This window comes from Martinezella miluonensis, assembly GCF_900094545.1.
GTDB classification, from domain to species: domain Bacteria; phylum Pseudomonadota; class Alphaproteobacteria; order Rhizobiales; family Rhizobiaceae; genus Rhizobium; species Rhizobium miluonense.
Window position 1 is genome coordinate 79563 of record NZ_FMAH01000006.1, and the last position, 23396, is coordinate 102958.

Annotated in this window: 28 protein-coding genes; 15 read left to right on the forward strand and 13 right to left on the reverse strand. The window is 60.5% G+C overall.

The window, feature by feature from the left end:
* Positions 1–3 precede the first annotated feature (3 nt).
* Complete coding sequence (locus tag GA0061102_RS08345; RefSeq protein ID WP_092846014.1) at positions 4–795, reverse strand: polysaccharide deacetylase family protein; 792 nt, start codon at positions 793–795, stop codon at positions 4–6.
* Between the two features lie 262 nt (positions 796–1057).
* Here GA0061102_RS08345 and GA0061102_RS08350 point away from each other — a divergent pair, with 262 nt between their 5' ends.
* Both GA0061102_RS08350 and GA0061102_RS08355 read left to right on the forward strand, forming a co-directional pair.
* Complete coding sequence (locus tag GA0061102_RS08350; RefSeq protein ID WP_092845803.1) at positions 1058–1969, forward strand: DnaJ C-terminal domain-containing protein; 912 nt, start codon at positions 1058–1060, stop codon at positions 1967–1969.
* A gap of 3 nt (positions 1970–1972) precedes the next feature.
* Positions 1973–2305: a chaperone modulator CbpM gene (locus GA0061102_RS08355; protein WP_092845805.1), complete on the forward strand. Its 333-nt coding sequence runs from the start codon at positions 1973–1975 to the stop codon at positions 2303–2305.
* Between the two features lie 24 nt (positions 2306–2329).
* Here the strand turns inward: GA0061102_RS08355 and GA0061102_RS08360 are convergent, their stop codons facing one another.
* Positions 2330–2719, reverse strand: coding sequence for a DUF930 domain-containing protein (locus GA0061102_RS08360; RefSeq protein WP_092845807.1), 390 nt, complete (start codon positions 2717–2719; stop codon positions 2330–2332).
* A 288-nt stretch (positions 2720–3007) separates the two neighbouring features.
* Between GA0061102_RS08360 and GA0061102_RS08365 the strand changes: the two genes are divergently transcribed.
* The 4 genes from GA0061102_RS08365 to GA0061102_RS08380 all read left to right on the forward strand — a co-directional run bounded on the left by GA0061102_RS08365 (position 3008) and on the right by GA0061102_RS08380 (position 7830).
* Entirely contained in the window at positions 3008–5101 is a 2094-nt protein-coding gene (locus GA0061102_RS08365) for a S9 family peptidase (RefSeq protein ID WP_092845809.1), read from the forward strand.
* A gap of 22 nt (positions 5102–5123) precedes the next feature.
* Positions 5124–5651, forward strand: coding sequence for a DUF1697 domain-containing protein (locus GA0061102_RS08370; RefSeq protein ID WP_092845811.1), 528 nt, complete (start codon positions 5124–5126; stop codon positions 5649–5651).
* Positions 5652–5751: 100 nt separating this feature from the next.
* Positions 5752–7230, forward strand: a complete 1479-nt coding sequence (locus GA0061102_RS08375; protein ID WP_245297947.1) for a protein adenylyltransferase SelO — start codon at positions 5752–5754, stop codon at positions 7228–7230.
* Between the two features lie 72 nt (positions 7231–7302).
* Positions 7303–7830 (forward strand): hypothetical protein, encoded by a 528-nt coding sequence (locus GA0061102_RS08380; RefSeq protein WP_092846016.1) that lies wholly within the window; start codon positions 7303–7305, stop codon positions 7828–7830.
* Between the two features lie 83 nt (positions 7831–7913).
* Here GA0061102_RS08380 and bla read toward each other — a convergent pair whose 3' ends face one another.
* Complete coding sequence (gene bla, locus GA0061102_RS08385; RefSeq protein ID WP_092845815.1) at positions 7914–8915, reverse strand: class A beta-lactamase; 1002 nt, start codon at positions 8913–8915, stop codon at positions 7914–7916.
* 229 nt (positions 8916–9144) lie between these two features.
* On the opposite strand from bla, the gene GA0061102_RS08390 reads away from it, so the two are divergent.
* Entirely contained in the window at positions 9145–9558 is a 414-nt protein-coding gene (locus tag GA0061102_RS08390; protein WP_092845817.1) for a MerR family transcriptional regulator, read from the forward strand.
* Positions 9559–9757: 199 nt separating this feature from the next.
* Positions 9758–10246, forward strand: a complete 489-nt coding sequence (locus GA0061102_RS08395; RefSeq protein WP_092845819.1) for a GNAT family N-acetyltransferase — start codon at positions 9758–9760, stop codon at positions 10244–10246.
* A gap of 38 nt (positions 10247–10284) precedes the next feature.
* Here the strand turns inward: GA0061102_RS08395 and GA0061102_RS08400 are convergent, their stop codons facing one another.
* The 4 genes from GA0061102_RS08400 to GA0061102_RS08415 all read right to left on the reverse strand — a co-directional run bounded on the left by GA0061102_RS08400 (position 10285) and on the right by GA0061102_RS08415 (position 13281).
* Positions 10285–10935 carry a C39 family peptidase gene (locus tag GA0061102_RS08400; protein WP_092845821.1) on the reverse strand — a complete coding sequence of 217 codons (651 nt, stop codon included), beginning with the start codon at positions 10933–10935 and terminating at the stop codon, positions 10285–10287.
* 84 nt (positions 10936–11019) lie between these two features.
* Entirely contained in the window at positions 11020–11934 is a 915-nt protein-coding gene (locus GA0061102_RS08405) for a cytochrome c (protein ID WP_092846018.1), read from the reverse strand.
* Between the two features lie 101 nt (positions 11935–12035).
* Complete coding sequence (locus GA0061102_RS08410) at positions 12036–12479, reverse strand: c-type cytochrome (RefSeq protein ID WP_092845823.1); 444 nt, start codon at positions 12477–12479, stop codon at positions 12036–12038.
* Between the two features lie 166 nt (positions 12480–12645).
* A complete protein-coding gene (locus GA0061102_RS08415) occupies positions 12646–13281 on the reverse strand; it encodes a LysE family translocator (RefSeq protein ID WP_092845825.1) in 636 nt (211 codons plus the stop codon).
* 129 nt (positions 13282–13410) lie between these two features.
* Between GA0061102_RS08415 and GA0061102_RS08420 the strand changes: the two genes are divergently transcribed.
* Entirely contained in the window at positions 13411–14112 is a 702-nt protein-coding gene (locus tag GA0061102_RS08420) for a helix-turn-helix transcriptional regulator (RefSeq protein ID WP_092845827.1), read from the forward strand.
* 108 nt (positions 14113–14220) lie between these two features.
* On the opposite strand, the gene GA0061102_RS08425 is transcribed toward GA0061102_RS08420, so the two are convergent.
* A complete protein-coding gene (locus tag GA0061102_RS08425) occupies positions 14221–15063 on the reverse strand; it encodes a metallophosphoesterase (RefSeq protein ID WP_092845829.1) in 843 nt (280 codons plus the stop codon).
* Between the two features lie 129 nt (positions 15064–15192).
* The gene (locus GA0061102_RS08430; protein ID WP_092845831.1) at positions 15193–15795 is read right to left on the reverse strand and encodes a superoxide dismutase; all 603 of its coding nucleotides are present in this window, start codon (positions 15793–15795) and stop codon (positions 15193–15195) included.
* A 271-nt stretch (positions 15796–16066) separates the two neighbouring features.
* On the opposite strand from GA0061102_RS08430, the gene GA0061102_RS08435 reads away from it, so the two are divergent.
* Complete coding sequence (locus GA0061102_RS08435; protein ID WP_092845833.1) at positions 16067–16714, forward strand: aspartate/glutamate racemase family protein; 648 nt, start codon at positions 16067–16069, stop codon at positions 16712–16714.
* Between the two features lie 4 nt (positions 16715–16718).
* Here the strand turns inward: GA0061102_RS08435 and GA0061102_RS08440 are convergent, their stop codons facing one another.
* Positions 16719–17063, reverse strand: a complete 345-nt coding sequence (locus tag GA0061102_RS08440) for a nuclear transport factor 2 family protein (RefSeq protein ID WP_092845835.1) — start codon at positions 17061–17063, stop codon at positions 16719–16721.
* A 178-nt stretch (positions 17064–17241) separates the two neighbouring features.
* On the opposite strand from GA0061102_RS08440, the gene GA0061102_RS08445 reads away from it, so the two are divergent.
* The 3 genes from GA0061102_RS08445 to GA0061102_RS08455 all read left to right on the forward strand — a co-directional run bounded on the left by GA0061102_RS08445 (position 17242) and on the right by GA0061102_RS08455 (position 20078).
* The gene (locus tag GA0061102_RS08445) at positions 17242–18057 is read left to right on the forward strand and encodes a helix-turn-helix domain-containing protein (protein ID WP_092845837.1); all 816 of its coding nucleotides are present in this window, start codon (positions 17242–17244) and stop codon (positions 18055–18057) included.
* Between the two features lie 108 nt (positions 18058–18165).
* Positions 18166–18852 carry a YbhB/YbcL family Raf kinase inhibitor-like protein gene (locus GA0061102_RS08450; protein ID WP_092845839.1) on the forward strand — a complete coding sequence of 229 codons (687 nt, stop codon included), beginning with the start codon at positions 18166–18168 and terminating at the stop codon, positions 18850–18852.
* The gene (locus tag GA0061102_RS08455) at positions 18849–20078 is read left to right on the forward strand and encodes an MFS transporter (protein ID WP_092845841.1); all 1230 of its coding nucleotides are present in this window, start codon (positions 18849–18851) and stop codon (positions 20076–20078) included. The genes GA0061102_RS08450 and GA0061102_RS08455 overlap by 4 nt, the downstream gene beginning before the upstream one ends.
* A 5-nt stretch (positions 20079–20083) precedes the next feature.
* Here GA0061102_RS08455 and GA0061102_RS08460 read toward each other — a convergent pair whose 3' ends face one another.
* Together GA0061102_RS08460 and GA0061102_RS33855 are read right to left on the reverse strand one after the other, a co-directional pair.
* Entirely contained in the window at positions 20084–20335 is a 252-nt protein-coding gene (locus GA0061102_RS08460) for a DUF1488 family protein (RefSeq protein WP_092845843.1), read from the reverse strand.
* Positions 20336–20404: 69 nt separating this feature from the next.
* Positions 20405–20527, reverse strand: a complete 123-nt coding sequence (locus tag GA0061102_RS33855; RefSeq protein ID WP_280949814.1) for a hypothetical protein — start codon at positions 20525–20527, stop codon at positions 20405–20407.
* Between the two features lie 142 nt (positions 20528–20669).
* On the opposite strand from GA0061102_RS33855, the gene GA0061102_RS08465 reads away from it, so the two are divergent.
* Complete coding sequence (locus tag GA0061102_RS08465) at positions 20670–21194, forward strand: GNAT family N-acetyltransferase (RefSeq protein ID WP_092845845.1); 525 nt, start codon at positions 20670–20672, stop codon at positions 21192–21194.
* Between the two features lie 17 nt (positions 21195–21211).
* On the opposite strand, the gene GA0061102_RS08470 is transcribed toward GA0061102_RS08465, so the two are convergent.
* Positions 21212–22099, reverse strand: coding sequence for a branched-chain amino acid aminotransferase (locus GA0061102_RS08470; protein WP_092845847.1), 888 nt, complete (start codon positions 22097–22099; stop codon positions 21212–21214).
* Positions 22100–22307: 208 nt separating this feature from the next.
* Here GA0061102_RS08470 and GA0061102_RS08475 point away from each other — a divergent pair, with 208 nt between their 5' ends.
* Positions 22308–23348: a zinc-dependent alcohol dehydrogenase family protein gene (locus tag GA0061102_RS08475; RefSeq protein ID WP_092845849.1), complete on the forward strand. Its 1041-nt coding sequence runs from the start codon at positions 22308–22310 to the stop codon at positions 23346–23348.
* The last annotated feature ends 48 nt before the right edge of the window (positions 23349–23396 follow it).

Here is a 23396-nt window from a genome sequence, read left to right on the forward strand (position 1 = left end):
CCATCAGTTCGTCGTGCCGCCATCACCCTTTTCGGGGATATCCTGCAGGCGGACGAACTGCACACCCTTTGCCTTCAGCGCCAGAATGCTCGCAGCCACCCCCTCGCCCGCGGCATGGGTCGGCTGGTTGATGTGAGAAATGATGACATCGCCGTCCTTGGCGGAAGCATATTGCTTTTCCACCAACTTGGCCGGCAGAAGCGAGCCGCTGTCACCGTTCACCGAATAGCCGGCGATCCGATAGCCCATGCCGCGGATCTGGGCGATGGCCGAAGGGCTGTATTTTGCGGTCGCGCCACGGAACCAGCGCGGCTGCGGAATGCCTGCGGCGATCATCGCATCGGCGCCGCCCTTGACCTCCTGGGCGACCGCCTGCGGCGAACCGGCAGCATCGATGCCATAGACTTTGATTGGAATATCGACGGCCGGAATATGGTTCTGGCCGTGATTTTCGAGCTCGAAAAGATCGGGATGAGCAAGGAAGACGGCGAGCGCATCAGGATTGGTGCGCAGCCAGCGCGCGGTGACGAAAATCGTCGCCGGGATGCGCTGATCGACCAGGGTGCTCAAGATGCGCGGATCGGTCTTGCCCATGCAGGCATCGAAAGTGAGCGCAATGCGCGGTGGGCCTTTGCCGGCTCGATTGACGCGCAGGTGCGGTTCCAGGAGCTTGACGGTCGATGCCGGCGCCTTCGGCGGCAGCTGTGGCCAGCCGGCCGGCGGTTGCTCCGGCTGCGCGGCGAAGGCGGCCTGTGCGGCAAGCAGGATCATGGATGTCAGCAACAGGCGTTTCATCGGGAGGCCACCGGGTGAATCAAGCAAACGAAATCTGGAGGGCGAGACGATCACCGTCCCAGCCGCAACGCTCGCCATCATCCGGCAACCCGCCGGAAATAAGGCAAACGGGCGACGACGGTGCTCATTTCACATCACAAATACGCCAGACAGGAAAGCGGCAAAGTCCGGGCTTCACCCTGACGGCGTCTGTGCTACGATTGATAAGAAGTGGCCGTGACACTATCTGGATATTTTTCCGTGCTCCTAAAGAGAGACATGTATGAGTCGCGATCCGTATGAAGTCTTAGGCGTAAAGCGGGACGCCCCGCAAAAGGATATTCAAAGCGCCTATCGCAAACTTGCCAAGAAGCTGCACCCCGATCTCAACCCCGGCGACAAACAGGCCGAGGACAAGTTCAAGGAAGTTTCGGCCGCCTATGGCATCCTCGGCGACGAGGAGAAGCGTGCGCGGTTCGACCGCGGCGAGATCGATAGCAGCGGTGCCGAGCAGGCGCCGCGCAGCTACTATCGCGATTATGCGGCGCGTGAAGGCCAGCGCGGCCCCTATCAGAATACGGGTGGTTTTGCCGATTTCGGCGATGCCGACGACATATTTTCCAGCTTCTTCTCGCGGCGCAGCCGAGGCCAATCCCAGATGCAGGGTCAAGATCGTCACTACACGATGGAGGTCGATTTTCTCGACGCCATCAACGGCGCAAAGAAGCAGATCAGCCTGCCTGAGGGGCCAGCGCTGGACGTTCAAATTCCGCCCGGCACGCGCGATGGTCAGACGCTTCGCCTGAAGGGCAAGGGTGATCCAGGCTTTAACGGCGGGAAGCCCGGCGATGCGCTGATTGCGGTGCATGTCCGTCCGCATCGCTTCTATACGCGCGACGGCGACGACATCCGGCTGGAACTGCCGATTTCGCTGGCGGAAGCGGTGCTCGGCGGCAAGGTCAGGGTTCCCACCCCCTCCGGCGATGTCACTGTGACGCTGCAGCCGAATTCCAACACCGGCAAGGTGCTGCGGCTGAAGGGCAAGGGCGTGCCGGTTCGCGGCAAGGAAAACGGCGACGCCTATATCTCCCTGAAGATCGTCCTGCCGGATGCGCCGGATCCAGAGCTCACGCGTTTCGTCTCGGAATGGGAGGCCGGCAAGACGCAAGATCCCAGAAAGACCATGGGAGGATAAACGATGAACGAGAGAGAGTTTCGACTGCACCTCGAAATCGAGACCACGGTGCTGGAAATCTGGATCTCACAGGGCTGGGTGGTGCCGGAAGTGACGGATCAAGGCCGGAACTTCCGCGAGGCCGACATTGCCCGCGGCCAGCTCATCCTCGACCTCGGCAATGCCATGGGCGTCAATGAGCCCGGCGTCGATGTGGTCATGGATCTCGTCGATCAGCTTCACAGCCTGAGGGCAACGCTGCGTGACCTCACGGAGGCCGTATGCCGGCAGCCTTCCGACGTGCAACAGCACATCCTGTCAGAACTCAGCCGCGTCGACGTTCAACGGCGACGCTAGCGGCTCACGGCAGCGCCGGATCGCTCAGTCGTAGAGATAGTGCTCCTGCCATGCGTCACGCGGCACTTTGTCGCCGATCTGGTAGCTCAGATCCCGGACATGGATGTGCTTTGGGCCGGTGATGCAATCATACGAAAGATGATACCAGTCGCCCTTGCTGCGGAAGACGGCGCCTGGCGCCTTCATTGAATCCGGGTTCATGGCGGGATCGCCGAATGTGTAGGCGATGACTTTGTCCGGCTTAAAACCCGTCTTGTCCGTGCCGATCCGCTTCATGGCCTCCGCGTCACACGCCTGTTCCATCCGCTCTGACGGATCGAGCTTTTCCAATTGCTTCTTGATGGCCGGGTCGACCGCGAAAGCAGAGTTAGCGAAAGCCGCCAATGGGATAAGGATGGCAACGAGTTTCAGCATCAAGACCGGTCCCTTTGCATTATTCTGGAATTGATTGCGTCCATTCCATCAGGGATGGCGGTTCGACCGCCTTTATGTCGACGCAATGTATATCGACTTCGATAAAGAATGTGGTCTCATCAAGGCAGCTCCCCCATCGGCTTTCCCGCAAGCTGCCCGTTCGATCAACACTAGTTGATCCGACTTGCATGAAACTTGAGAGGAGAGTTCCCTATTGAACCTCATGCGGCCTCCCTCTATTTCTCTGTTCTCTTTGCATCCGACTTTCACTCCAGAGAAAGCGCTCTCGTGTCTGTATTCAAGAACCTCCCCACCCCGCCTGCCGCCCCGAAACATCCCGTTACGGATACGCGTCACGGCATCAGCCGCAGCGACGATTATGCATGGCTGCGCGCCGACAACTGGCAGGCGATGTTCAAGGATCCATCGATCCTGGCTCCGGAAATCCGCGCCCATCTGGAAGCTGAAAATACCTATATGAACGCCGCCATGGCCGACACGAAGGACCTGCAGAAGGCTCTCTTCGGCGAGATGAAAGGCCGCATCAAGGAAGATGACAGCTCGGTGCCGGTCAAGGACGGCCCCTATGCCTACGGCACGCTTTTCGTCACCGGCGGCGAGCAGCCGCATTATTTTCGCGAAGCCCGCAACGGCGGCGCGCGCAAGCTGCTGCTGAATGGCGACAAGGAGAATCAAGGAAAGTCCTATTTCCGTCTTTCCGGCCTCGACCACTCCACCGATCACAGCCTCGGTATCTGGGGTTATGACGACAAGGGCTCCGAATATTTCACGCTGAAGGTCCGCAACCTTGAAACCGGCGAGGATCTTTCGGATGTCCTCGAGAACACCGGTGGCGGCGGCGTCTGGGCACCGGACGGCAAGAGCTTCTTCTACACACTGCAGGACGAAAACCATCGCCCGTCCAAGATCTACCATCACATCCTCGGCACGCCGCAATCGCAAGACCGGCTCGTCTACGAAGAGGAAGATGCAGGCTTCTTCATGGGCGTCGGCGGCTCGCTGCTCGACGACTACATCTTCATCGACATCCACGACCACGAGACCAGCGAATATCGCATCATCCCGACCTCCGACCTGACCGCCGAACCGAAGATCGTGGCCGTGCGCGAAACGGGGATCGAGTATGAGCTCACCGAAGGCGGCGATGTCTTCTACATCCTCACCAACGACGGCGACGCCAAGGATTTCAAGATCATGGAGACGCCGGCCAACAAGCCGGGCAAGGAAAACTGGAGCGAAGTGGTGGCCCACAAGCCAGGCACGCTGATCCTCAACCACATGGCCTATGCCCGCCACCTCGTCTGGCTGGAGCGCAAGGACGGCCTGCCGCGCATCGTCATCCGCGATCGCCGCAGCGGCGAGGAACATTCCATTGCCTTCGAAGAAGAAGCCTATTCGCTCGGTCTGCAGGGAGCTGCGGAATACGATACCGACGTCATCCGCTTCTCTTATTCCTCGATGACGACGCCGAGCCAGCTCTTCGACTACAATATGGCGACGCGCGAGCGCACCCTCTTGAAGACGCAGGAAGTGCCCTCAGGCCACAATCCGGCCGATTACGTTACCCGCCGCGTCTTCGCGCCTGCCTGGGATGGCGAAAAGGTGCCGGTGACGCTGCTTTACCGCAAGGACACGCCTCTGGACGGCTCGGCACCGTGCCTGCTCTATGGCTACGGCGCCTATGGCATCACCATTCCGGCCGGTTTCAACACCAACTGCCTGTCGCTTGCGGACCGCGGTTTCGTCTACGCCATCGCCCATATCCGCGGCGGCAAGGACAAGGGCTTTGCCTGGTACGAAGACGGCAAGATGGAAAAGAAGACCAACACGTTCAAGGACTTCATCGCGGCTGCCGACTATCTGAATCAGGAGAAGTTCACCTCTTACGCGAAGATCATCGCTGAGGGCGGTTCGGCAGGCGGCATGCTAATGGGTGCGATCGCCAACATGGCGCCGGAGAAATTCGCGGGCGTCATTGCCGCGGTGCCCTTCGTCGACGTGCTCAACACCATGCTCGACGACACCCTGCCGCTGACGCCGCCGGAATGGCCCGAATGGGGCAACCCGATCGACAGCAGGCAAGAATACGAGCAGATCGCCGCCTACAGCCCCTACGACAATGTCGGCGAAAAGCCCTACCCGCCCATTCTTGCGCTCGGGGGCCTCACCGACCCGCGAGTCACCTATTGGGAACCGGCCAAGTGGGTTGCCAAGCTGCGCGACAAGACGACGGGCGATGCGCCGATCCTCTTGAAAACAAATATGGATGCCGGGCATGGCGGCGCGTCCGGCCGTTTCCAGCGCCTGGAGGAAGTTGCCTTCGAATATTCCTTCGCCATCAAAGTCGCGGGCAAGATGTAGGCTGAGAGCCGGGAGGGAGCGGATGGCAGTCTTTGTAGCCCTGCTGCGTGCCGTCAATGTCGGCGGCACCGGCGCATTGCCGATGGCGAAGCTGAAGGCGCTCTGCGAGGAAATCGGCTTCACGGACGTGATGACCTATATCCAGAGCGGCAATGTGCTCTTTCGCTCCGAAGGGGATGAGGCGACGGTGCAGGCGCGGCTCGAACAGGCGCTGGCGCGCAAGATGGGCACATCACCCGGCGTGATTCTGCGCAGCCGCGAGGCTTTGGATAGGGTGGCTGATAATTCGCCCTTCCCGCATGCCAAGCCAAACTATCTGCTCGTCAGCTTCCTGCCGGATGCGCCGCCGAAGGATGCGCTGGACAAGCTTGTCGCGCCCGGCGGCGAAGAAGTGCATATCGCCGGCCGAGAAATCTATGTGCATTACCCCGATGGTTCCGGACGCTCGAAACTGAAGCTGCCGGCGCTGAAAGCAGGCACATCGAGAAATCTCAACACGGTACGGAAGCTTGCGGAGATGGCACGCGAGCTTGAGGAGCGCAGGGATTAGACGACGAGACGGAGGCGCGATCGATTGCGATCCGCAGCTTGCACCTCCTCTTCATGCGTCCTACTTTAGAGGCATGAGCTCTTTCCTTTCCGAAACACAGATGCTTCAGGCGCCTCCGGTTCTGTTCGACAACAGCTATGCGCGCCTGCCACCGCAATTCTTTGCGGACCAGAGGCCGACACCCGTGGCGGCACCGCAGCTCATCAAGTTCAACGAGGCGCTGGCGCGCGAGCTTGGGCTCGATGTCGAGGCGTTGAGACAGAATGCTGCGGCTATCTTTTCGGGAAACCAGCTTCTGCCGGGATCGCAACCGATCGCAATGGCCTATGCCGGTCACCAGTTCGGCAATTTCGTGCCGCAGCTCGGCGATGGCCGCGCGATCCTTCTCGGCGAAGTGAAGGATCGCAACGGCAGGCGCCGCGACATCCAGCTCAAGGGCTCTGGCCCCACTCCATTTTCCCGCCGCGGCGACGGGCGTGCCGCGCTCGGGCCGGTATTACGCGAATACATTGTCAGCGAGGCGATGTATGCCCTCGGCATCCCGACGACGCGGGCGCTGGCGGCAGTGACCACCGGGGAGCCCGTCTATCGCGAGGAAGTCCTTCCCGGCGCGATCTTTACGCGCGTGGCGGCCAGCCATATCCGCGTCGGCACCTTTCAATTCTTTGCCGCGCGCGGCGATACGGAGAGTACAAAAACGCTGGCTGACCATGTCATTGCCCGGCACTACCCCGAAATCAGAGACCGTGCGAACCCCTATCTCGCGCTGCTGGAAGCCGTGGCCGAGCGGCAGGCGGCGCTGATTGCGCGCTGGTTGCATGTCGGCTTCATCCACGGCGTGATGAACACCGACAATATGAGCGTGTCGGGCGAGACGATCGACTTCGGTCCCTGCGCCTTCATGGACGCCTACGACCCGGCGACGGTCTTCTCTTCCATCGATCGCAACGGCCGCTATGCCTATGCCAACCAGCCGGCCATAGGCCAATGGAATCTCGCGCGCCTCGGCGAAACGCTGATTCCGTTGATCGATCCGTCCGTCGATAAGGCGATCGAGCTGGCAAACATCGTTATCAAGGCCTATGGCGAGCGCTTCCAGGCGCATTGGCTCTCCGGCATGCGTGCCAAGATCGGCTTGGCCGGCGAGGAAGAAGGCGATCTCGATCTGATCCAGTCGCTACTGGCGATCATGCAGCAGCAAAGTGCGGATTTCACGCTCACCTTCCGCCGCCTTGCCGATCTTGCGGCAGACGAGAACACAACCGATTTCGCCGCGACCTTCCAGGATTCGCAAGCTATTACGCCTTGGCTTGCGCAATGGCGTGAGCGGCTCGCCCGCGATCCTCAGCAGCCTGCCGCGCGCGCGCAAACGATGCGAAAGGTCAATCCGGCGTTCATTCCCCGCAACCACCGGATAGAACAGGCAATCGAAGCTGCGGTCGAGGACGGCGATTTCTCCCTGTTCGAAGCGCTGCTGAAGGTGCTCGCCAAGCCCTACGAAGACCAGCCCGCCTTTGCGCCCTATGCCGAGCCGCCCTTGCCGGCGGAAAGGGTATTGCAGACCTTCTGCGGCACTTGAGAAAGCTGGGCGCATAAGCCCCGGGCAGGCTTGCAGAGTCATCGTCTCCCCAACCCATAGGGAGATATGACGATGAAAGTGCACCACGGCACCCACAATTATTTCAGCACCCCGATACGCAGCAAGCAGGATCAGAATTCCGACGACAGCTCGCCTTTTAGCCTGCCTGACGACAGCGAGCAGCAGGACGATTCGCAGGGACCATCGGTCTCAACGAGCGGTGTCCCCTCCTCCATTTCATCGGGCTTCTGGCTCAGCCAGATCGGCGGGGCGTCAGCATCCGGCACCAGCGACGATCAGGATGGCTCGACTGCCGCAAGCGGCAGCAGTTCGACCTCATCGACCAAGCAGTCCAATCAGGACATTCTGGACGAGTTTGCCAAATGGGCGAACATGACGCCGGCCCAGAAAATCCGGGCGCAATATCTGCAGGCGCATAGCCTGACGGAAGAATCCTTCAACGCTCTCTCCACCGACGACCAGAAGGCGATCAACGACCAGATCGCTGCCGAGATCAAGCAGAAGCTCGGCGCTGGCAACAACAAGGGTGACGACGAGAAGGAAACGGACGGCGCATCCTCGGCCTTGTCCATCGCCTGAGCAAATTGCCAGATTGCATGAAGAGGATACGATCCTGATTCACGTCTCGATCGTATCCTCTTGTTTTTACTGGCCGCATTTCGTCACTGACCAACCATTTGGACAATGATCTTGCTGACTTCGACAAAGACGGCTTCGACATCCTTCGCAGGCGCGGTTGCCTCCGCGACGAACGTCGTGACAAGGACGGGGCCACGCTCGGGCGGCCAGATCACCGCGATATCGGCATAGGAGCCATTATTGCCCGTACCGGTCTTGTCGCCGACCTTCCATTCCTTCGGCAGGCCGGCGCGCAGACGATTATTGCCGGTGGTGTTGGCGACCAGCCAATTGATCAGCTGATCCCTGGATGTTTCTGACAGCGTGTTGCCAAGCGTCAGCAGCCCGATCGTGTCCAGCATCGCATCTGGCGTCGTCGTGTCGCGCAGATCGTCCTTGACCGCCTGATTGACGTCGGGCTCATTGCGATCGAGGCGGGTTTCGGTGTCGCCGGTGACGCGCAGCCAGGAGGTCAGCGCAGCAGGACCGCCGACGCTTTCGAGCAGCAGGTTGCCGGCGGTATTGTCGCTCAGGGTGATGGCGGCGCCGCAAAGTTCGGCGACGGTCATGCCATCGGTGCCGGCATGCTTTTCCGTTTCCGGGGAATAGGTAACCACCACCTCTTTCCCATAGGTGACGCGGCGGTCGAGTTTTTCGACACCCTGATCGACACGCGCCAGGACAAAGCCGGCTGCCAGAGCCTTGTAGGTGCTGCACAGCGGGAAGCGCTCTTCCTGGCGATGGCCGAGTGAAATATTGGTTTCAGTGTCGAGGACGGAGACGCCAAGTCGCCCGCCGGTTTTCTTTTCCAGACCCGCCAACTGCTTGTCGACATCGTCGGTCAGCTGCGAATTGTCCGTCTGTGCGCCGTTATCGCCGTCCATGTCTTGTCCGTTGGCCGGCGTTGCGGAATTGTCCTGGGTGGCCGGCGCCTGCGGCGACGTAGCGACACCCTGGGCGAAGAGCGCATCCGGACCGAGCGTCAGAGCGGGGAACAGCAGCGCCGAGCCAGCCACAAGGCGGCGACGGGTGAGCAATATGGGCATGCAAAAAGCCTCCAGCAGAATCGGGCAGATTGTGGGCTATGCGACGAATATGGCAAGCCTCCGACCGGCCCGATTGCTATCGGATTTCATGCCGTCTTGTCGACCGTGACTTCAATGACCGCGTCAATAATGGGCTGATCCCGATTGTACCGTATGACTACCTGCCCTTGTAAATTTAATAGGCGATCGCATATATTGCTCTAGAGACTAGAGGTATTGGAGATCACAGATGTTGTCGATCGGCGACTTGTCCAAGCGTACCGGCGTCAAAGTACCGACGATCCGCTATTACGAGCAGATGGGACTGATCTCGGAACCCGACCGCAGCGAAGGCAATCAGCGCCGCTATACCAAAACCGATCTGGAGCGCCTGGCCTTCATCCGCCATGGCCGCGACCTCGGTCTGACGATCGACGCCATCAAGGAACTGATCTCGCTCAGCCAGCACCCGGATCGCCCCTGCGTCGGCGCCGACCGCATCGCCAAGGAACATCTGGATGACGTGCGCATCAAGATCGCGCAGCTGAAGCGGCTGGAGCATGAGCTGGAGCGCATCGTCTCGCACTGCGACGGCCACAGTATCGAAGACTGCTATGTGATCCGGGCATTGTCGGATCATGGGCTATGCGACGGAGAGCATTGAGGCCCCCATTGACAAATGCGCTGAACCGGACCATTGATGCGCTCATGATCACGCACGCGCTCCATAATTGCTCGTATTTTTGGCTGTACCTGTAAGGGGCGGCCGAGACAGATCATATTGTCAACAAGCCGCCGTCAGGCGGCTTTGTTGTATCGGCAGCGTCCTGACGGCTCATTCAAAAACAAGGACGCAAAATGCCATGCTAGACGATAGCGACATCTCACTTCTACGGCCGCCTGTTCTGACCATCCGCAATGCGCAGCCGCGCGACCTGCCGGAACTGAATGACATGATCCGGCTGCTGGCCGCCCATCACGGCGATCCTTCCGGCACAACGCCCGAGCAGCTCGAACGCGATCTGTTCGGCCCGGTCCCCTGGATCACAGCGCTGGTCGCCGAAGGCGAAGATGGGTTGCTCGGCTACGCCATCCTCGTGCCGCTCTACAAGGCGCAGGAAGGGCAGCGGGGCATGGATCTGCATCATCTCTTCGTGCGTGATGGCCATCGCAGCCATGGCATCGGGCAGCATCTCGTCGACCGCGCCCGCGATATCGCGCGCAAGGCCGGCTGCACCTACCTTTCGGTTGGCGCCGCGACAGGCAACTTCAAGGCTCACCGCTTCTACGAGCACATGGATTTCAAGCCGCGTCCGGTCACCGGTATGCGTTACCTGCAGGCACTGGCCTGATGCCGGCCTTTGACGGGATCGCCATCAGACGCCCGATGTCAGCGATCGATGGCGATCCCGCGGCCGGCAAAGAACCTATCGAACGTCTCCAGCGGCATCTCGACATTCTCGCGTGTCGCATCGATGTGACCGGAAGGATTGTGGAAGCGGATCATATCTCCGTCGATGGCCGTGACCAGCACGAGATGGCCGCCCTTGGCCGGCGGCTCGGTCTCCGGCCAGCGAATGGAATGATGTACTGACGCGATAAAAAATTCCGATTGCGTGAGGATATCGGCAATCTCCGCAATGGAAATGCCGGTGACGACCCTGGCATTCAGATCGAAGCGATCGCGGACGAAGGGAATGAAGGGCGCATAGATCAGCCCCCTGATCCGGCCATCCGGCTCCTCGACATAGCCGCCGTAATCCCTGCATCCCATGGCCAGATCCATGATCGGAACCGTTTTGCCGGTGCGGGCGGCAAGCACCATCTTCAGGCAGGCCATGCCGCAGAGATTGGCAGCCCAATGAGCATATTCCTCGATATCGCGAGCGCCGGAAGACGCCCAGAGCGGGTCCTTCAGCAAGGCGGACCGCGCGCCCTCGGCCACGACAGCCAGCGTCATGTCAGCCGTTTCCCACTGGCTGAAATAAGGAACCCTTTGCGCCACCCTTGCGTCCACGACCACCCTGTCCCGTTGCCGAATCCCGTGGCATAAGCTTTATCGGAAATGCGCTGGAAAAATGGCTGCATCCGCCAAGCGCCGGGCGCTTCGTGGACAATTTCCAGCCTATTTCGCCGGCAGCGCCTTCAGATAAGCCGCGATCGCCTCGCGGTCGGTTGCCGGCAAGTGGGCGATGTTCTGCTGGACTTCGGCCATCGAGCCGCCAGCTGAATCGTAGTTCGGGGTGAAGCCGGTTTCGAGATAGTTGGCGATGTCGCCGGCGCTCCAGCTGCCGATCGCCTTTGAACCTGGCCTGATATCCGGGATCTGGCCCTTTCCTTCCGGATTGGGCGCTCCGGCCAGCCATTGACCGCTCAGGAAGCCGCCGAGGCTATCGCGCGGCGTGTGGCATTCGCCGCAATGGCCCGGCCCTTCCACCAGATACTGCCCGCGCTTAATCTTGTCGTCAGCATTGACGAGGACGACGCGCGGCTGGTCGTTGAGATAGAGAAATTTCCAGGCACCAAGCGCCAGCCGGATGTTGAAGGGAAAGGGCAGTTCGTGCGGCGGAGCGATATTGCTGCTCTTCGGCAGCGTCTTCAGGAAGGCCCAGAGATCGTTGATGTCCTTATCGCTCATGCGGCTATAGGAGCCGTATGGGAAGGACGGATAGAGATGTTCGCCTTGTCTGCCGACGCCGCGTTTCATGGCATTGCCGAAATCTGCGAGCGTCCAGCTGCCGAGCCCTGCCTTCTCGTCCGGCGTGATATTCGGCACATGGAAGGTGCCGAAGGGGCTCTTGAGCCCCAGGCCACCCGAAAGCACGAGCTTGGCTTCCCCTTGAGCGCCTGGCGCGGCATGACAGCTGGTGCAGCCGCCGGTCCAGAACACCATCTCGCCATTCTTGACATCGGGATCGCCGAGATTGGCCCAATGGCTTGCCGGCAAGGACGTCGGCGCGGTGACGACATAGAACGCGCCGCAGCCGAGGATGATCACACCGAAAAGGCAAAGCAGCCACCGGACAAACCGCGCCATCACCACTACCCCCAAGCTCTAGCTCTAAAGCCATGAAGCTCCGCACCGCCAGCAAAACCGGTGCGGAGGCCAAAACCGATTTTCAGGCGAGGCCGACCTACCGCTCAGTCTTTCTTGATGCGGTAGGCCTGATGACAGGCGCCGCAGCTGCCACCGAGGGTCTTCAATGTTGCGCCGACGCCGGCCTTGTCATCCGGGAGCTGGGCGAGCGCCGTCTCGGCATCGGTGGAGAGCTTCGCAGCCTTGGACTTGAAGTCATCGAAGTTCTCCCAGATCTTTGGATTGACCTCGGCATCGCTCTTGTCGCTCTGCGGATTGAACTGGTTCGGGAACGCCTTGGCGGTTTCGGCGATCGTCGCCAGTGACGCCTTGACGATATCGGCGTCATAAGGTTTGTCGCCCTTTGCAATCGCTCCGAGAGCTCCGGTGGCGCCACCGATCTTCTTCATCAATCCGATGCGGGAGTCATGCGTGCCATCGGCCGCCACGACTGAACCCAGGGCGATACCGGCCAAGGCCGTTGCCGCCACAATCGCTTTCCACTTCATTTCCTTCTCCTACGTCTTCCTGATGATCAAGACCGCATGCGCGGCCAGCGCATGTTTACGGCTGACATGTTTGCCGGTTTCCTTTCCCGCAATGAAGTCACAAAGTGGTGAGAGACAAGTGAAATCAGTGTCATGCTATCGACACATTCATTCGCGGCTTCAGCTCTCACGCCAATTTGAGGCCCATACAGACCGTAAACACCGAAACCGCGACGAGCAGCAGCCCTGCCGAACGGCCCGCAAAAGCGGTTGCCCGCGGATTGGCAACCAGCAGGTTGCGGCTGCGCCCGGCAGTGATGGCTAGGCCTCCATAAACGGCAAACTGCGTTGCTATGGTCATGGCTCCCATGATGGTGGCCTGTATCCATACCGGGCCGTATTCCGGCTTCAGAAACTGCGGATACACGGCAAAGATGAAGAGATAGGCCTTCGGATTGATCAGGCAAGTGACCGCTCCCTGGCGAAAGGCTTTCCAGGTGGAGCGGCTGGCGGCGGGGCCATCATGACCGACGGTGATGGAACTGCGCATCAGCGTGTAGCCGATGAAGGCCATATAGGCGCCCCCGGCAATCAGCAGCGGATTGAAGAGAACAGGCACGAAATGCATCAGCAGACCGATGCCGACAGCGCCGTTCAGCGAGTGCACCACACCGCCGAGCATGATGCCGCCCGTCGCAGCAAGGCCGCGATTGCTGCCGCCGGTCAGGGAATTGGCGAGCACGAACAGCATGTCCATGCCCGGCACGATGATGATGCCTAAGAGAAGGAGAAAGAAAAGCCAGAGATTTTCTGCGTAACCCATGTCAGTTGCCTATCGCTCTCTCCATGGAAGCAGGAGAGGAAATGATTGATTTTCAAGTGAATAGGCGATCATATAAATCGAGCCAACTGACGGGGTGTTGTCAGTAGCCTTCGTCATTAAGGAAATAAAATGCGCAAGGCGTCGCGCCTGTTCGAGATCATCCAGATCCTGCGGCTGGCCAAAAGGCCGGTGACGGCGGCCGATATTGCCGGCCAGCTGGAGGTGACCGTGCGCTCGGTCTATCGCGACATCGCAGCGCTTCAGGCGATGCGGGTGCCGATCGAAGGCGAGCGCGGCATCGGCTATATATTGCGGCCCGGCTTCGACCTGCCGCCGCTGATGTTCTCGATCGAGGAAATGGAGGCGATCGTGCTGTCGCTGGCGCTGTTGGAGCGCACCGGCGACTCCGAACTGAAGCAAGCGGCCAAGCGCGTGAGCGCCAAGATCGCCGGCGCCGTGCCGCCACCGCTGCGCCAGACCCTCGATGCCAATGCGCTGCATGCCTGGGGTTTTGCTGCGCCTTCTGCCTCGGCGATCGACCTGGCATTGGTTCGCCGTGCCATCCGCGACGAGGAAAAACTCGATCTTGCCTATCGCGACGAACTCGGCCGGGCCACCGAGCGCCTCATCCGGCCGATCGCGCTGATCTATTACGCCGAAACAGCCAACATCGTCGCCTGGTGCGAGTTGCGCCAGGCCATCCGCAATTTCCGCAGCGACCGGATCGAGGACTGCCAGCCAACCGGCCTCTGGTTCAAGGGCGAAGGCGACCGTCTGCGGCAGATTTGGGTGAATGGCTGGCAAACGAACACCTCGGCCGCGACCGGCTGAGGTGTTGCGAGACGTCCAGGATGTGACCGGGCTTTATAGAATCATTCCGCCGCCGCCTGCGCCTCAGAAAGAGACGTTACCAAGATACGGATGGCGATCGAACGCGTATCAGCGCAGCGCCAAGGTCCTGCTGGTCTCGCGGCCGAATCCCGTAACCTCAATCCGATCCCTATAGACCGAGACGATCGCATAGGCAGTGGTGTCGTCGGTATCGACCATGCCCATGAAGTTGACGAAATAGGTTCCGTCGGACACCCCGAAATTGCCGGCGTGATTGTGGCCGTTGAGATAGGCGACGACGTGATCGTGCTCGGCCAGCAGCGCCAAAATCCGGTCGCTGTTCAAGGCATTGTGCGGATTATCCGGGAAGATCGGATAATGGTTCAGGAGAATGACCTTCTCGCCGGACGCTTTTGCCTCCCGCAGCTTCGCGGCGAGCCAGTCATATTGCGCATCGCCGATGGCCCCGTTCCAGCGATGGCCATTGAGCGCGCCGGCGCGCTCCAGCGCCTTCATCAGGTCCTTCGCCTCCTGCCGGCGCGGATCGCCTTCCGGCGGGGCGAAAACGCTGATCTCATTGCCGTCGAGCGCGATGAAGCGATAGCCGGAATGGACGAAATCATAATAGGCTGACGGCATGCCCACATGTGCTGCCACCGTGCCGAGATGTTCGGATGCCACAGCGAAATCGTGGTTGCCGAGCAGGAAATGCTTGCGATGACGCAGCGCCTCATAGGCGGGCAAGACGGTATCAAAACTCTTCCATTCGCGATCGATGATGTCGCCGAGCGTGACGACGAAGGCGAGATCGTGCCGGTTGAATTCGTCTATCGCCGCGCGAAGCTTGATGAGGCTGTTCGCCGGATAACGATTGAGAGCCAGATTGGGCTCGAGATCGGCATATTGCGGATCGGCGATGACACCGAAGCGGAAGAGCGGTGTGGACGTCATTCGGCCTCCTTGGACGGCTTCCTTGCGCCGGCGAGGCGGCACGCGGATACATCAATGACGGCCGGCGGATAAGAAAACACCCGACGCCAGTAAGGCGCCGGGTGCGAAAGCCAGCCTTTACGGCAAACCTTACTTCGTCGCGGCTTCGTAGCGCTCCAGGACGTAGTCCCAGTTGATCAGGCTGTCGATGAAGGCTTCGAGATACTTCGGACGCAGGTTGCGATAGTCGATGTAGTAGGAGTGTTCCCAGACGTCGACGCCGAGGATCGGGTCTGCACCATGAACGAGCGGGTTTTCGCCGTTCGGGGTCTTGGAGATTTCGAGCTTGCCGTTCTTGACGGAAACCCATGCCCAGCCCGAACCGAACTGCGTGGCACCGGCAGCGGCGAAATCGGCCTTGAACTTGTCATAGCCGCCGAGATCGGAATTGAAGGCTGCTTCGAGCTTGCCCGGCAGCTTGTTGCCGCCGCCGCCCTTCTTCATCCACTTCCAGAAATGGATGTGGTTGTAGTGCTGGGCAGCATTGTTGAAGAGGCCTGCATTGGTGCCGAAGGACTTCTTCACGACTTCTTCGAGCGACAGATCGGCAAGGCCAGCTTCGGCAGCGAGCTTGTTGCCATTGTCGACATAGGCCTTGTGGTGCTTGTCGTGGTGATATTCAAGCGTCTCGCGCGACATGAACGGCGAAAGGGCGTCGTAATCGTAGGGAAGTGCAGGCAATTCGAAAGCCATGGTCATATCTCCTCTTGGCAGAAAATTGCGGTCGGCAGGTGACCGGAACATAGGAGCGGTCGCCAGGAAGAGCAACCGGCGTCATGCCAAAAAAGTTGCAGACACGAGCAAAAATTGCCCTATTTTTCAAACATGTATAGCCTAGACATAGAAGTTTATCCCACAGAATACGACGACGCATGGCTTCATGGCCGAACGCGGTTCCCAAACATCGACAAAGCAAGCCGCTGCGACTAGGTTCACGGTCCTTCTGCCATGCCGAGGAATGCCCGTGACGATAGCTTGCCTGCACACCGCCGAAAGCAATATTGCCGTCTATGAGGCGACGGCGAAGGCGCTCGGGCTGCCTGATGGCATGCTCCGTCATCATGTCCGCGCCGATCTTCTTCTCGCCGCCGAAAAGGTGGGGCGACTGACGGATGAGATATCAGCAGAAACGGCTGCGCTCCTACGGCATCTGGCTGAGGATGCCGATGCCGTCGTGCTTAACTGCTCGACGCTCGGCCCGGCTACGACGGCTGTAAACGCTGGCGCGGCGGCACCGATCATCAGAGCGGATGCCACGCTTGCCGAGGAGGCCGTCAAGGCCGGCGGCAGGGTCATCGTTCTCTGCACGGTCGAAACGACCATAGTTCCGACCACAGCGCTTTTTGAGGCCGCAGCCAAAGCGACGGGCGCTGAGATCAAGGTCCGGCTGGTTCCGGGCGCATGGGCGCACTTCCGAGCGGGCGATCTGCCAGCCTATCTTGCCTCCATTGCCGATGCGGTGACGGCGGCCCATGGCGAGGGTCCTGTTACGATCGCTTTCGCACAGGCGTCCATGACCGACGCTGCACGCCTTCTTCCGGAAAGCTATCCGCAACCGATGAGCGGCCCGGCGACTGCGCTTGCAGCGGCGATGACGAAGATCGCGGGCTGACCCGCTACAAATGCCGTCCGAAATAGACATTCACCTCGGCGATCCGGTCGCCGGCAAAGCGGATCAGTTCGACATTGCGGAAGCTGCCGCCATCCATTTTCTCGGCGCGATAGCCGACGATCACGTCATTGCCATCGGCTACAAGATGTTCGATGTGAATGTCGCGGAAGGCTTTCTCCTTCGGCCAGCATTGCTCGAAATACTGTTCCCGGTTGATATGATCGTCGCGCGGGCTGGAAAAGGTGAAATCCCTGGTCAGCATCGGATCAACGAACTCGGGATGTTGCGCCACATAGGCGGCAAAGAGACGTTTGACCGTGTCGAAGCGAGCATTTTCGAGAGAGTTCATATTGTGCCTCCTCCTTTGCAATGGACGATTTTCGGCTGCCTCACTGCAAACTGATTGCGAAATGCAATCAGTTAATAACATAAGACAGGCGAACCAACAAAGCGCTTTGCGGGCTTGGCATCGTCGTGCGTGTGGTCCAAACTTCAGGATACCCCCATATCAGCAGGAAGCCATCGTCGTGTCCGAGGCTCATCACCACATATTGGAAAAGTTGCGCCGGCTGGCGGCAAAGGATAATCGCCCTACAGCCGCTCCGAACGGCGCCGGCAGCTATTCCACGCTTTTCACCTTCGTGACGCGGGAACGCGAGCGCATTGCCGGCTCGGCCTTTTCACAGGTCTCAATCGTCGCCATCCTCGAAGGTTCCAAAGAAATCGTCAGCATGGGGCGGCAGCGGCACTTTGCGGCCGGTACGGTGATCGTGCTGCCGGCCGGCTGGAGCGGCGATGTCGTCAACGATCCCGACCCGCAGACCGGCGTCTATCGGGCGATCTTCATCACCTTTCCCCAGGAGTTGACGCGCCGGGCGGCAAAGGCGTTTCCGCCCGCCCAGATCGCTTCGCAGGCGGAGTTGCCGCTCGATCCATTGCTGGCAGCGGCCATCAGCCATGCCGGTGAAGGCATTGCCGGCGGCAACATGCCGATCCCTTTGATCGAACACAGGCTTCTCGAAATCCTCATGGTGCTCGGCATGCGCGGCGCCCTGCCCGGCTCGCCTGAGACAACCGCCGAGGCGGTGCGGGCGCTGGTGCGCTGGCAGCCAGACCGCCCCTGGACGGCCGATCTCATCGCCTCCGAACTCGGCACAAGCAACGCGACCCTGCGACGGCGGCTTTCGCGCGAAGGCGCTTCCCTGCGGGATGTGCTGGCAAGCGAGCGCGTGGCGCTGGCAACGACCCTTCTTGCCGAAGACGGGCTGTCGCTGCGCGAAGCCGCCCTTGCCACCGGCTATCGCTCCCCCCGCCGCTTCGCCGATCGACTTCGCAGCGCGTGAGCGTTTCCGACCGCATTTTGAGCGTTTTCGTACGCCGGCGCTCGGCACGAATTTGTTAAACCCTGCCCTCGAAGGCTGACAGCAGCCGCAACAAGAAAGGGCAACATCATGAAAACCATGCTCAAAGTTCTGAACGCCATCATCATCGCGACAGCCGTCGCCACGCCGGCCCTATCGGCCGATCTCAAGGTGACGTTCGCAAAGAGCGACGGCCGGATGCTGCTGCCGGAAAACGCCTCCTGCATTTCGACAGGGTCCGACAAGTCTGCGCCCGGACCCAACAAGAGCTTGGCCGTGTCATGGTCGAAAGGGCCGAAGGGAACGCGCTCCTATGCGCTGACGATGGTCGACCCCGACGTTCCCACGGATTTCTCGCTGTTCAATAAGGCCGACAAGACCATTCCGAAAGACTTCAAGCGGATGGAATTCGTCCATTGGGTGCTGGCCGATATTCCTGCGGCGCGCACCAGCCTTGCCGAAGGCACGGATGGAAACAGTTCGTCATCCGGCGGCCTGCCGCTTGAGCGCACGGCCTATGGACGACGCGGCCAGAACGGCGCCGGCAGCGGCAACTTGAAGGACGGACCGCATGGCGGTTATATGGGCGCCTGCCCGCCCTGGAATGACGAGCGCGTCCATAGCTACCACGTCACCGTCTATGCGCTCGACGTCGACCAGCTGAAGCTTCCCGACCTCTTCACCCGCGCCGACCTGCTCGCCGCCGCGAAGGGTCACATCCTGGCATCGGGCAGCGAGGAACTGTTCTACACATTGAATACCAAGGCCGAGAAATGACCGAGACACGATGGGATGCGGCCGCACCGGCCGAGCCGGAAACCGCTCATTGGATGCGGAACCTGATCATCTGCCTCGTCGGATCGTTCACGACGATCGTGGCGATGACGCTGCTGCTTCCCTTCCTGCCCCTCTATGTCGAGGAGCTCGGCGTCAGCGACAAAGCCGCGATCGTGCAATGGTCAGGCATTGCCTATGGCGCCACCTTCTTTGCCGCCGCCTTCGTCGCGCCGCTCTGGGGGCGGCTCGGCGATATCTACGGCCGCAAGCTGATGCTGGTGCGCGCCAGCCTCGGCATGACGCTCGCTATTTCGCTGATGGGTATGGCCGGCAATATCTGGCAGCTGGTGGCGCTGCGCCTCTTCACCGGCCTTGCTGGCGGCTATGCCTCTGGATCGATGGTGCTGGTGGCGGCGCAGACGCCCAAGCATCGCTCGGCCTGGGCGCTGGGCACGTTGTCCGCAGGCATCATGGCAGGAAATCTCGTGGGACCGTTGATCGGCGGCGCGCTGCCGCCGCTGATCGGCATCCGCGGCACCTTCCTGCTGGCCGGCGGCGTGATCTTCTTCACCTTCCTTGCGACGACCTTCCTCATCAAGGAGGAGAAATCGACGGCAAGGAAAAAGGCCGCGAAGGCGAGCGGCAGCTGGGCCTCCATTCCGAACAAGCGTCCGGTCATCGCCATGCTGTCGCTCGGCCTGTTGCTGATGCTGGCCAACATGTCAATCGAGCCGATCATAACGGTTTATGTCGCACAGTTCGTCAGCGACGCACAGGTGACGATGGTCTCTGGCGTCGTCATGGCCGCTGCGGCGCTCGGCAGCATCCTGTCGGCCTCCTGGCTCGGCAAGCTGGCCGACCGCATAGGCCACTGGAGCGTGATCATGGCAGCTCTTGGCGTCGCGGCGCTGCTGTTGATACCGCAGGCCTTCGTGACCTCGGCCTGGCAGTTGATTGCCCTGCGCTTCCTGATGGGTGTGGCGCTCGGCGGGCTTCTGCCCTGCATCACCGCCGTCATCCGGCACAACGTTCCCGATGCGGCCACCGGCAGCATCCTCGGCCTTTCCATCTCTTCACAATATGTCGGTCAGGTGGCAGGTCCCGTCATCGGCGGCTTCGTCGGCGGCCATATCGGCATGCGCGCTGTGTTCCTCGGCACCTGCGTGCTGCTGGCGATCGGCGCCGTCTACTGCTGGTGGGTCAGCCTCAGGACAGAGGCGAAGTAGTCTCGTCAGCGAAAATCGCTAGCCGTCAGGATATAGAGGCGCCGCCGGGCATAGCCGTAGGCTTTCACCGCCACCTTCTGGATCGAGTCACGTCCGGCATCGAAGGCTGCAAGATAGCCTGCCTCGGTATTCGAGCCCGGGAAGACATCCGCATCGACGAGAAACGAAACCTCGAACATGCCGTCATGGCCGGTGAATCGGATACGCTTTGCCGAGGCATCGTAACTGCGGCTGCGGTTGGGAAAGCTCAGGCCCATCGTCGACTACCTCGTAACAACATGGACCGGCGGCCTCATGAAGGCCGGCGGTTTTAACGGCTTCCAATGTCACCAAGTCAATCCGAACAGCGCCGAGTAGATGACAAATCCAATCGCGGCGGCGACACAGAGCTGCAAGAACAGCTTGTAATAGTCGAAAAGATAGACAGAAGCAGGAAGAGAGATTTTCATGGCGGCCTCCTTAATGGTTGTGCCGACCAAATTCATAGTAGCATAAAAGCTGTCTTCGCGCCGTTTAATTTGGATTGGCCGCGCGGTTAGATATTATTGCCTGGGATCTTCACTTCTATCTCGATAGCCTTGGAGAACAACAGTGCTTCCGACCTTTGAAACCGGCCGCCTGATCCTGCGCCCGCGCACCATGGCCGACATCGAAGATTGCTTTGCCATGGATCGTGATCCGGAGGTGACGAAATTCATTCCGGGGCCGTGGAACGATCCGAAGGCGCACCGGCTATTCCTGACGAGGCGCATCCAGGCCGACTTTGGTAATGGCCTCGGCTATTGGTCTGTTTTCGCCAAGGAAAATCCGAAGCAATTTCTCGGCTGGATACTGTTGATCCCTGATGATGCGGTCGGGCCAGAAATCGAGATCGGCTGGCGCCTGAACAGATTCAGCTGGGGCAAAGGTTACACAACGGAAGCGGCAAGACCGGTTCTTGCTCATGCTTTTGCCACGCTCGGCCTCGACTGCGTTATCGCCGACATAGCACCCGGCAACATCGCCTCCATACGCGTTGCCGAAAAGCTCGGTCTGTCGCCGACGCGCGAGACAAATTATCTCGGCCAGCCCTTTGCGTCCTATCAAATAACCAGGGGCGCTTTCGAAGCAGAATAGGTGTGGGCTATACCCGACTACTCTTCGCTTGCGCTGCGGCCATGGGCCCAATTCATATAAAGTTCCAAAGCCTTGCGGGCGACCGGTCCCTCCTGGAATTCGCGATCATCCAGGCGCTTGACGCCGACGACCTTGGAATAGTTGCCGGTCGTGAAAACCTCGTCGGCCGCCTTGAACTGCTCCACAGACAGGGTTTCCTCGCGAACGTCGAACCCTTCCTGGCGCAGCAGGCCGATGACGCGGGCGCGGGTGATGCCGGCAAGGAAGGTGCGGTTGGCGATCGGCGTGTAGACGATGCCGTCCTTGACCATGAAGACGTTGGATGCGGCGGTTTCGGCGACGTTGCCGTTCATGTCGCACACCAGTGCATTATCGAAACCGCGCTTCCTGGCCTCCAGGATCATGCGGCCGCTGTTCGGATAGAGCGAACCGGCCTTGGCGTCGGTCATCGCCGTTTCCGGCGACGGGCGGCGGAAGGGCGAGACGGTGAGCGTGATGCCGCCATTGCCGCCGAGCGGCGCTTCAAACAAGCAAAGCGCGAAACGCGTCGATTCCGGATCGACGGCGACGACGCTGCCGGGCGAGCCATGCTCGCCCCAATACATGGGCTTGATGTAGATCGGCGTCTTGCCGTCGAATTTCCTGATGCCTTCCCAGGCGAGCGCTTCGATTTCCTCAGCCGTCTTGACCGGCTTCAAGCCCATGGCAACGGCGGAGCGGTTGACGCGCTGGCAGTGCAGATCGAGATCGGGCGCAATACCATCGAACCAGCGCGCGCCGTCGAACACCGTCGAGGCGAGCCACATGGCGTGAGACGTCGGCCCGATCAGCGGCGGATTGCCTTGGAGCCATTCTCCTTCGACATAGGTCCAGGTGGTAGAGCGGGGCGACGTATCGACTGCCATGGTAGCTTCCTCTCTTAATTGGCGAAGAGCAAATAACCGCACAATCTCAAGGTCAAGCAGAAACTGCGCGGCAAAATCCATTTGCAACAAAGCGCCCGATATCGCATTCATAGCGCAATTTTCATGCGCCGAAACAACAACTTGACGAATGGGTTCATCAGGAAAAATGATGAGCCGAACAGACGGCAGGCAAACAGGGAGAACTCCGATGAAAGCCATATATTACGAGTCTTTCGAGGCGACGCCCGAGATCCGTACCCTGCCCGATCCGACACCGGTCGAGGACGGCGTGGTGATCGCCGTCGGCGCGACCGGGCTCTGCCGCAGCGACTGGCATGGCTGGATGGGTCATGATCCGGATATCAAGCTGCCGCATGTGCCTGGACACGAGCTTGCCGGCAAGGTCGTCGCGGCCGGTCGCGGCGTCGTCCGCTTCAAGGTCGGCGATCGCGTCACCGTTCCCTTCGTATCGGGCTGCGGCCATTGCGCCGAGTGCCACTCAGGCAACCAGCAGGTCTGCCCCAGCCAATTCCAGCCCGGCTTCACCCATTGGGGCTCCTTTGCCGAATATGTCGCCATCGATTATGCCGACACCAATCTCGTTCACCTGCCCGAGACGGTCGACGACGCGACGGCGGCAAGCCTCGGCTGCCGTTTCGCCACCTCCTTCCGCGCCGTTGCGGATCAGGCGAAGACGCGCCCCGGCGAATGGATCGCCGTGCATGGCTGCGGCGGCGTCGGCCTGTCGGCGATCATGATCGCCAGCGCCCTAGGCGCCAATGCCATCGCCATCGATATTTCCGACGAGAAGCTGGCTTTCGCCCGCGAATGCGGCGCAGTGGCGACGATCAATGCGGCTGAGGTCGCCGATGTGGCAGAGGCGGTGCGCGAAATCACCAAGGGCGGCGCCCATGTCTCGATCGACGCGCTCGGCCATCCCACGACCTGCTTCAACTCCATCAAGAATCTGCGCCGCCGCGGCCGGCATGTGCAGGTCGGCCTCATGCTCGGCGACTATGCAACGCCGCAGATTCCGATGGCGCAGGTCATCGGCCATGAGCTCGAAATCTATGGCAGCCACGGCATGCAGGCCTGGCGCTACGATGCCATGCTCGACATGCTCGCCGCCGGCAAGATCGCGCCACAGAAGCTCATCGGCCGCAAGATCAGCCTGGACGAGGCCGTCCCCGCGCTGATGACGCTGGACAAGGCCGAGGGCAAGGGCATCAGCGTGATCACGCAATTTTGAACCATGCCGTTGAAGGGCATGAAACCTCAAGATTGACCCGCTTCGCCC

Excerpts from the sequence above, each read along its gene's own strand:
- GA0061102_RS08345 (WP_092846014.1), bottom strand. The coding sequence starts at position 795 with ATGAAACGCCTGTTGCTGACATCCATGATCCTGCTTGCCGCACAGGCC.
- GA0061102_RS08350 (WP_092845803.1), top strand. The coding sequence starts at position 1,058 with ATGAGTCGCGATCCGTATGAAGTCTTAGGCGTAAAGCGGGACGCCCCG.
- GA0061102_RS08355 (WP_092845805.1), top strand. The coding sequence starts at position 1,973 with ATGAACGAGAGAGAGTTTCGACTGCACCTCGAAATCGAGACCACGGTG.
- GA0061102_RS08360 (WP_092845807.1), bottom strand. The coding sequence starts at position 2,719 with ATGCTGAAACTCGTTGCCATCCTTATCCCATTGGCGGCTTTCGCTAAC.
- GA0061102_RS08370 (WP_092845811.1), top strand. The coding sequence starts at position 5,124 with ATGGCAGTCTTTGTAGCCCTGCTGCGTGCCGTCAATGTCGGCGGCACC.
- GA0061102_RS08375 (WP_245297947.1), top strand. The coding sequence starts at position 5,752 with ATGCTTCAGGCGCCTCCGGTTCTGTTCGACAACAGCTATGCGCGCCTG.
- GA0061102_RS08380 (WP_092846016.1), top strand. The coding sequence starts at position 7,303 with ATGAAAGTGCACCACGGCACCCACAATTATTTCAGCACCCCGATACGC.
- bla (WP_092845815.1), bottom strand. The coding sequence starts at position 8,915 with ATGCCCATATTGCTCACCCGTCGCCGCCTTGTGGCTGGCTCGGCGCTG.
- GA0061102_RS08390 (WP_092845817.1), top strand. The coding sequence starts at position 9,145 with ATGTTGTCGATCGGCGACTTGTCCAAGCGTACCGGCGTCAAAGTACCG.
- GA0061102_RS08395 (WP_092845819.1), top strand. The coding sequence starts at position 9,758 with ATGCTAGACGATAGCGACATCTCACTTCTACGGCCGCCTGTTCTGACC.
- GA0061102_RS08410 (WP_092845823.1), bottom strand. The coding sequence starts at position 12,479 with ATGAAGTGGAAAGCGATTGTGGCGGCAACGGCCTTGGCCGGTATCGCC.
- GA0061102_RS08415 (WP_092845825.1), bottom strand. The coding sequence starts at position 13,281 with ATGGGTTACGCAGAAAATCTCTGGCTTTTCTTTCTCCTTCTCTTAGGC.
- GA0061102_RS08420 (WP_092845827.1), top strand. The coding sequence starts at position 13,411 with ATGCGCAAGGCGTCGCGCCTGTTCGAGATCATCCAGATCCTGCGGCTG.
- GA0061102_RS08425 (WP_092845829.1), bottom strand. The coding sequence starts at position 15,063 with ATGACGTCCACACCGCTCTTCCGCTTCGGTGTCATCGCCGATCCGCAA.
- GA0061102_RS08430 (WP_092845831.1), bottom strand. The coding sequence starts at position 15,795 with ATGGCTTTCGAATTGCCTGCACTTCCCTACGATTACGACGCCCTTTCG.
- GA0061102_RS08440 (WP_092845835.1), bottom strand. The coding sequence starts at position 17,063 with ATGAACTCTCTCGAAAATGCTCGCTTCGACACGGTCAAACGTCTCTTT.
- GA0061102_RS08450 (WP_092845839.1), top strand. The coding sequence starts at position 18,166 with ATGAAAACCATGCTCAAAGTTCTGAACGCCATCATCATCGCGACAGCC.
- GA0061102_RS08455 (WP_092845841.1), top strand. The coding sequence starts at position 18,849 with ATGACCGAGACACGATGGGATGCGGCCGCACCGGCCGAGCCGGAAACC.
- GA0061102_RS08460 (WP_092845843.1), bottom strand. The coding sequence starts at position 20,335 with ATGGGCCTGAGCTTTCCCAACCGCAGCCGCAGTTACGATGCCTCGGCA.
- GA0061102_RS33855 (WP_280949814.1), bottom strand. The coding sequence starts at position 20,527 with ATGAAAATCTCTCTTCCTGCTTCTGTCTATCTTTTCGACTATTACAAG.
- GA0061102_RS08470 (WP_092845847.1), bottom strand. The coding sequence starts at position 22,099 with ATGGCAGTCGATACGTCGCCCCGCTCTACCACCTGGACCTATGTCGAA.
- GA0061102_RS08475 (WP_092845849.1), top strand. The coding sequence starts at position 22,308 with ATGAAAGCCATATATTACGAGTCTTTCGAGGCGACGCCCGAGATCCGT.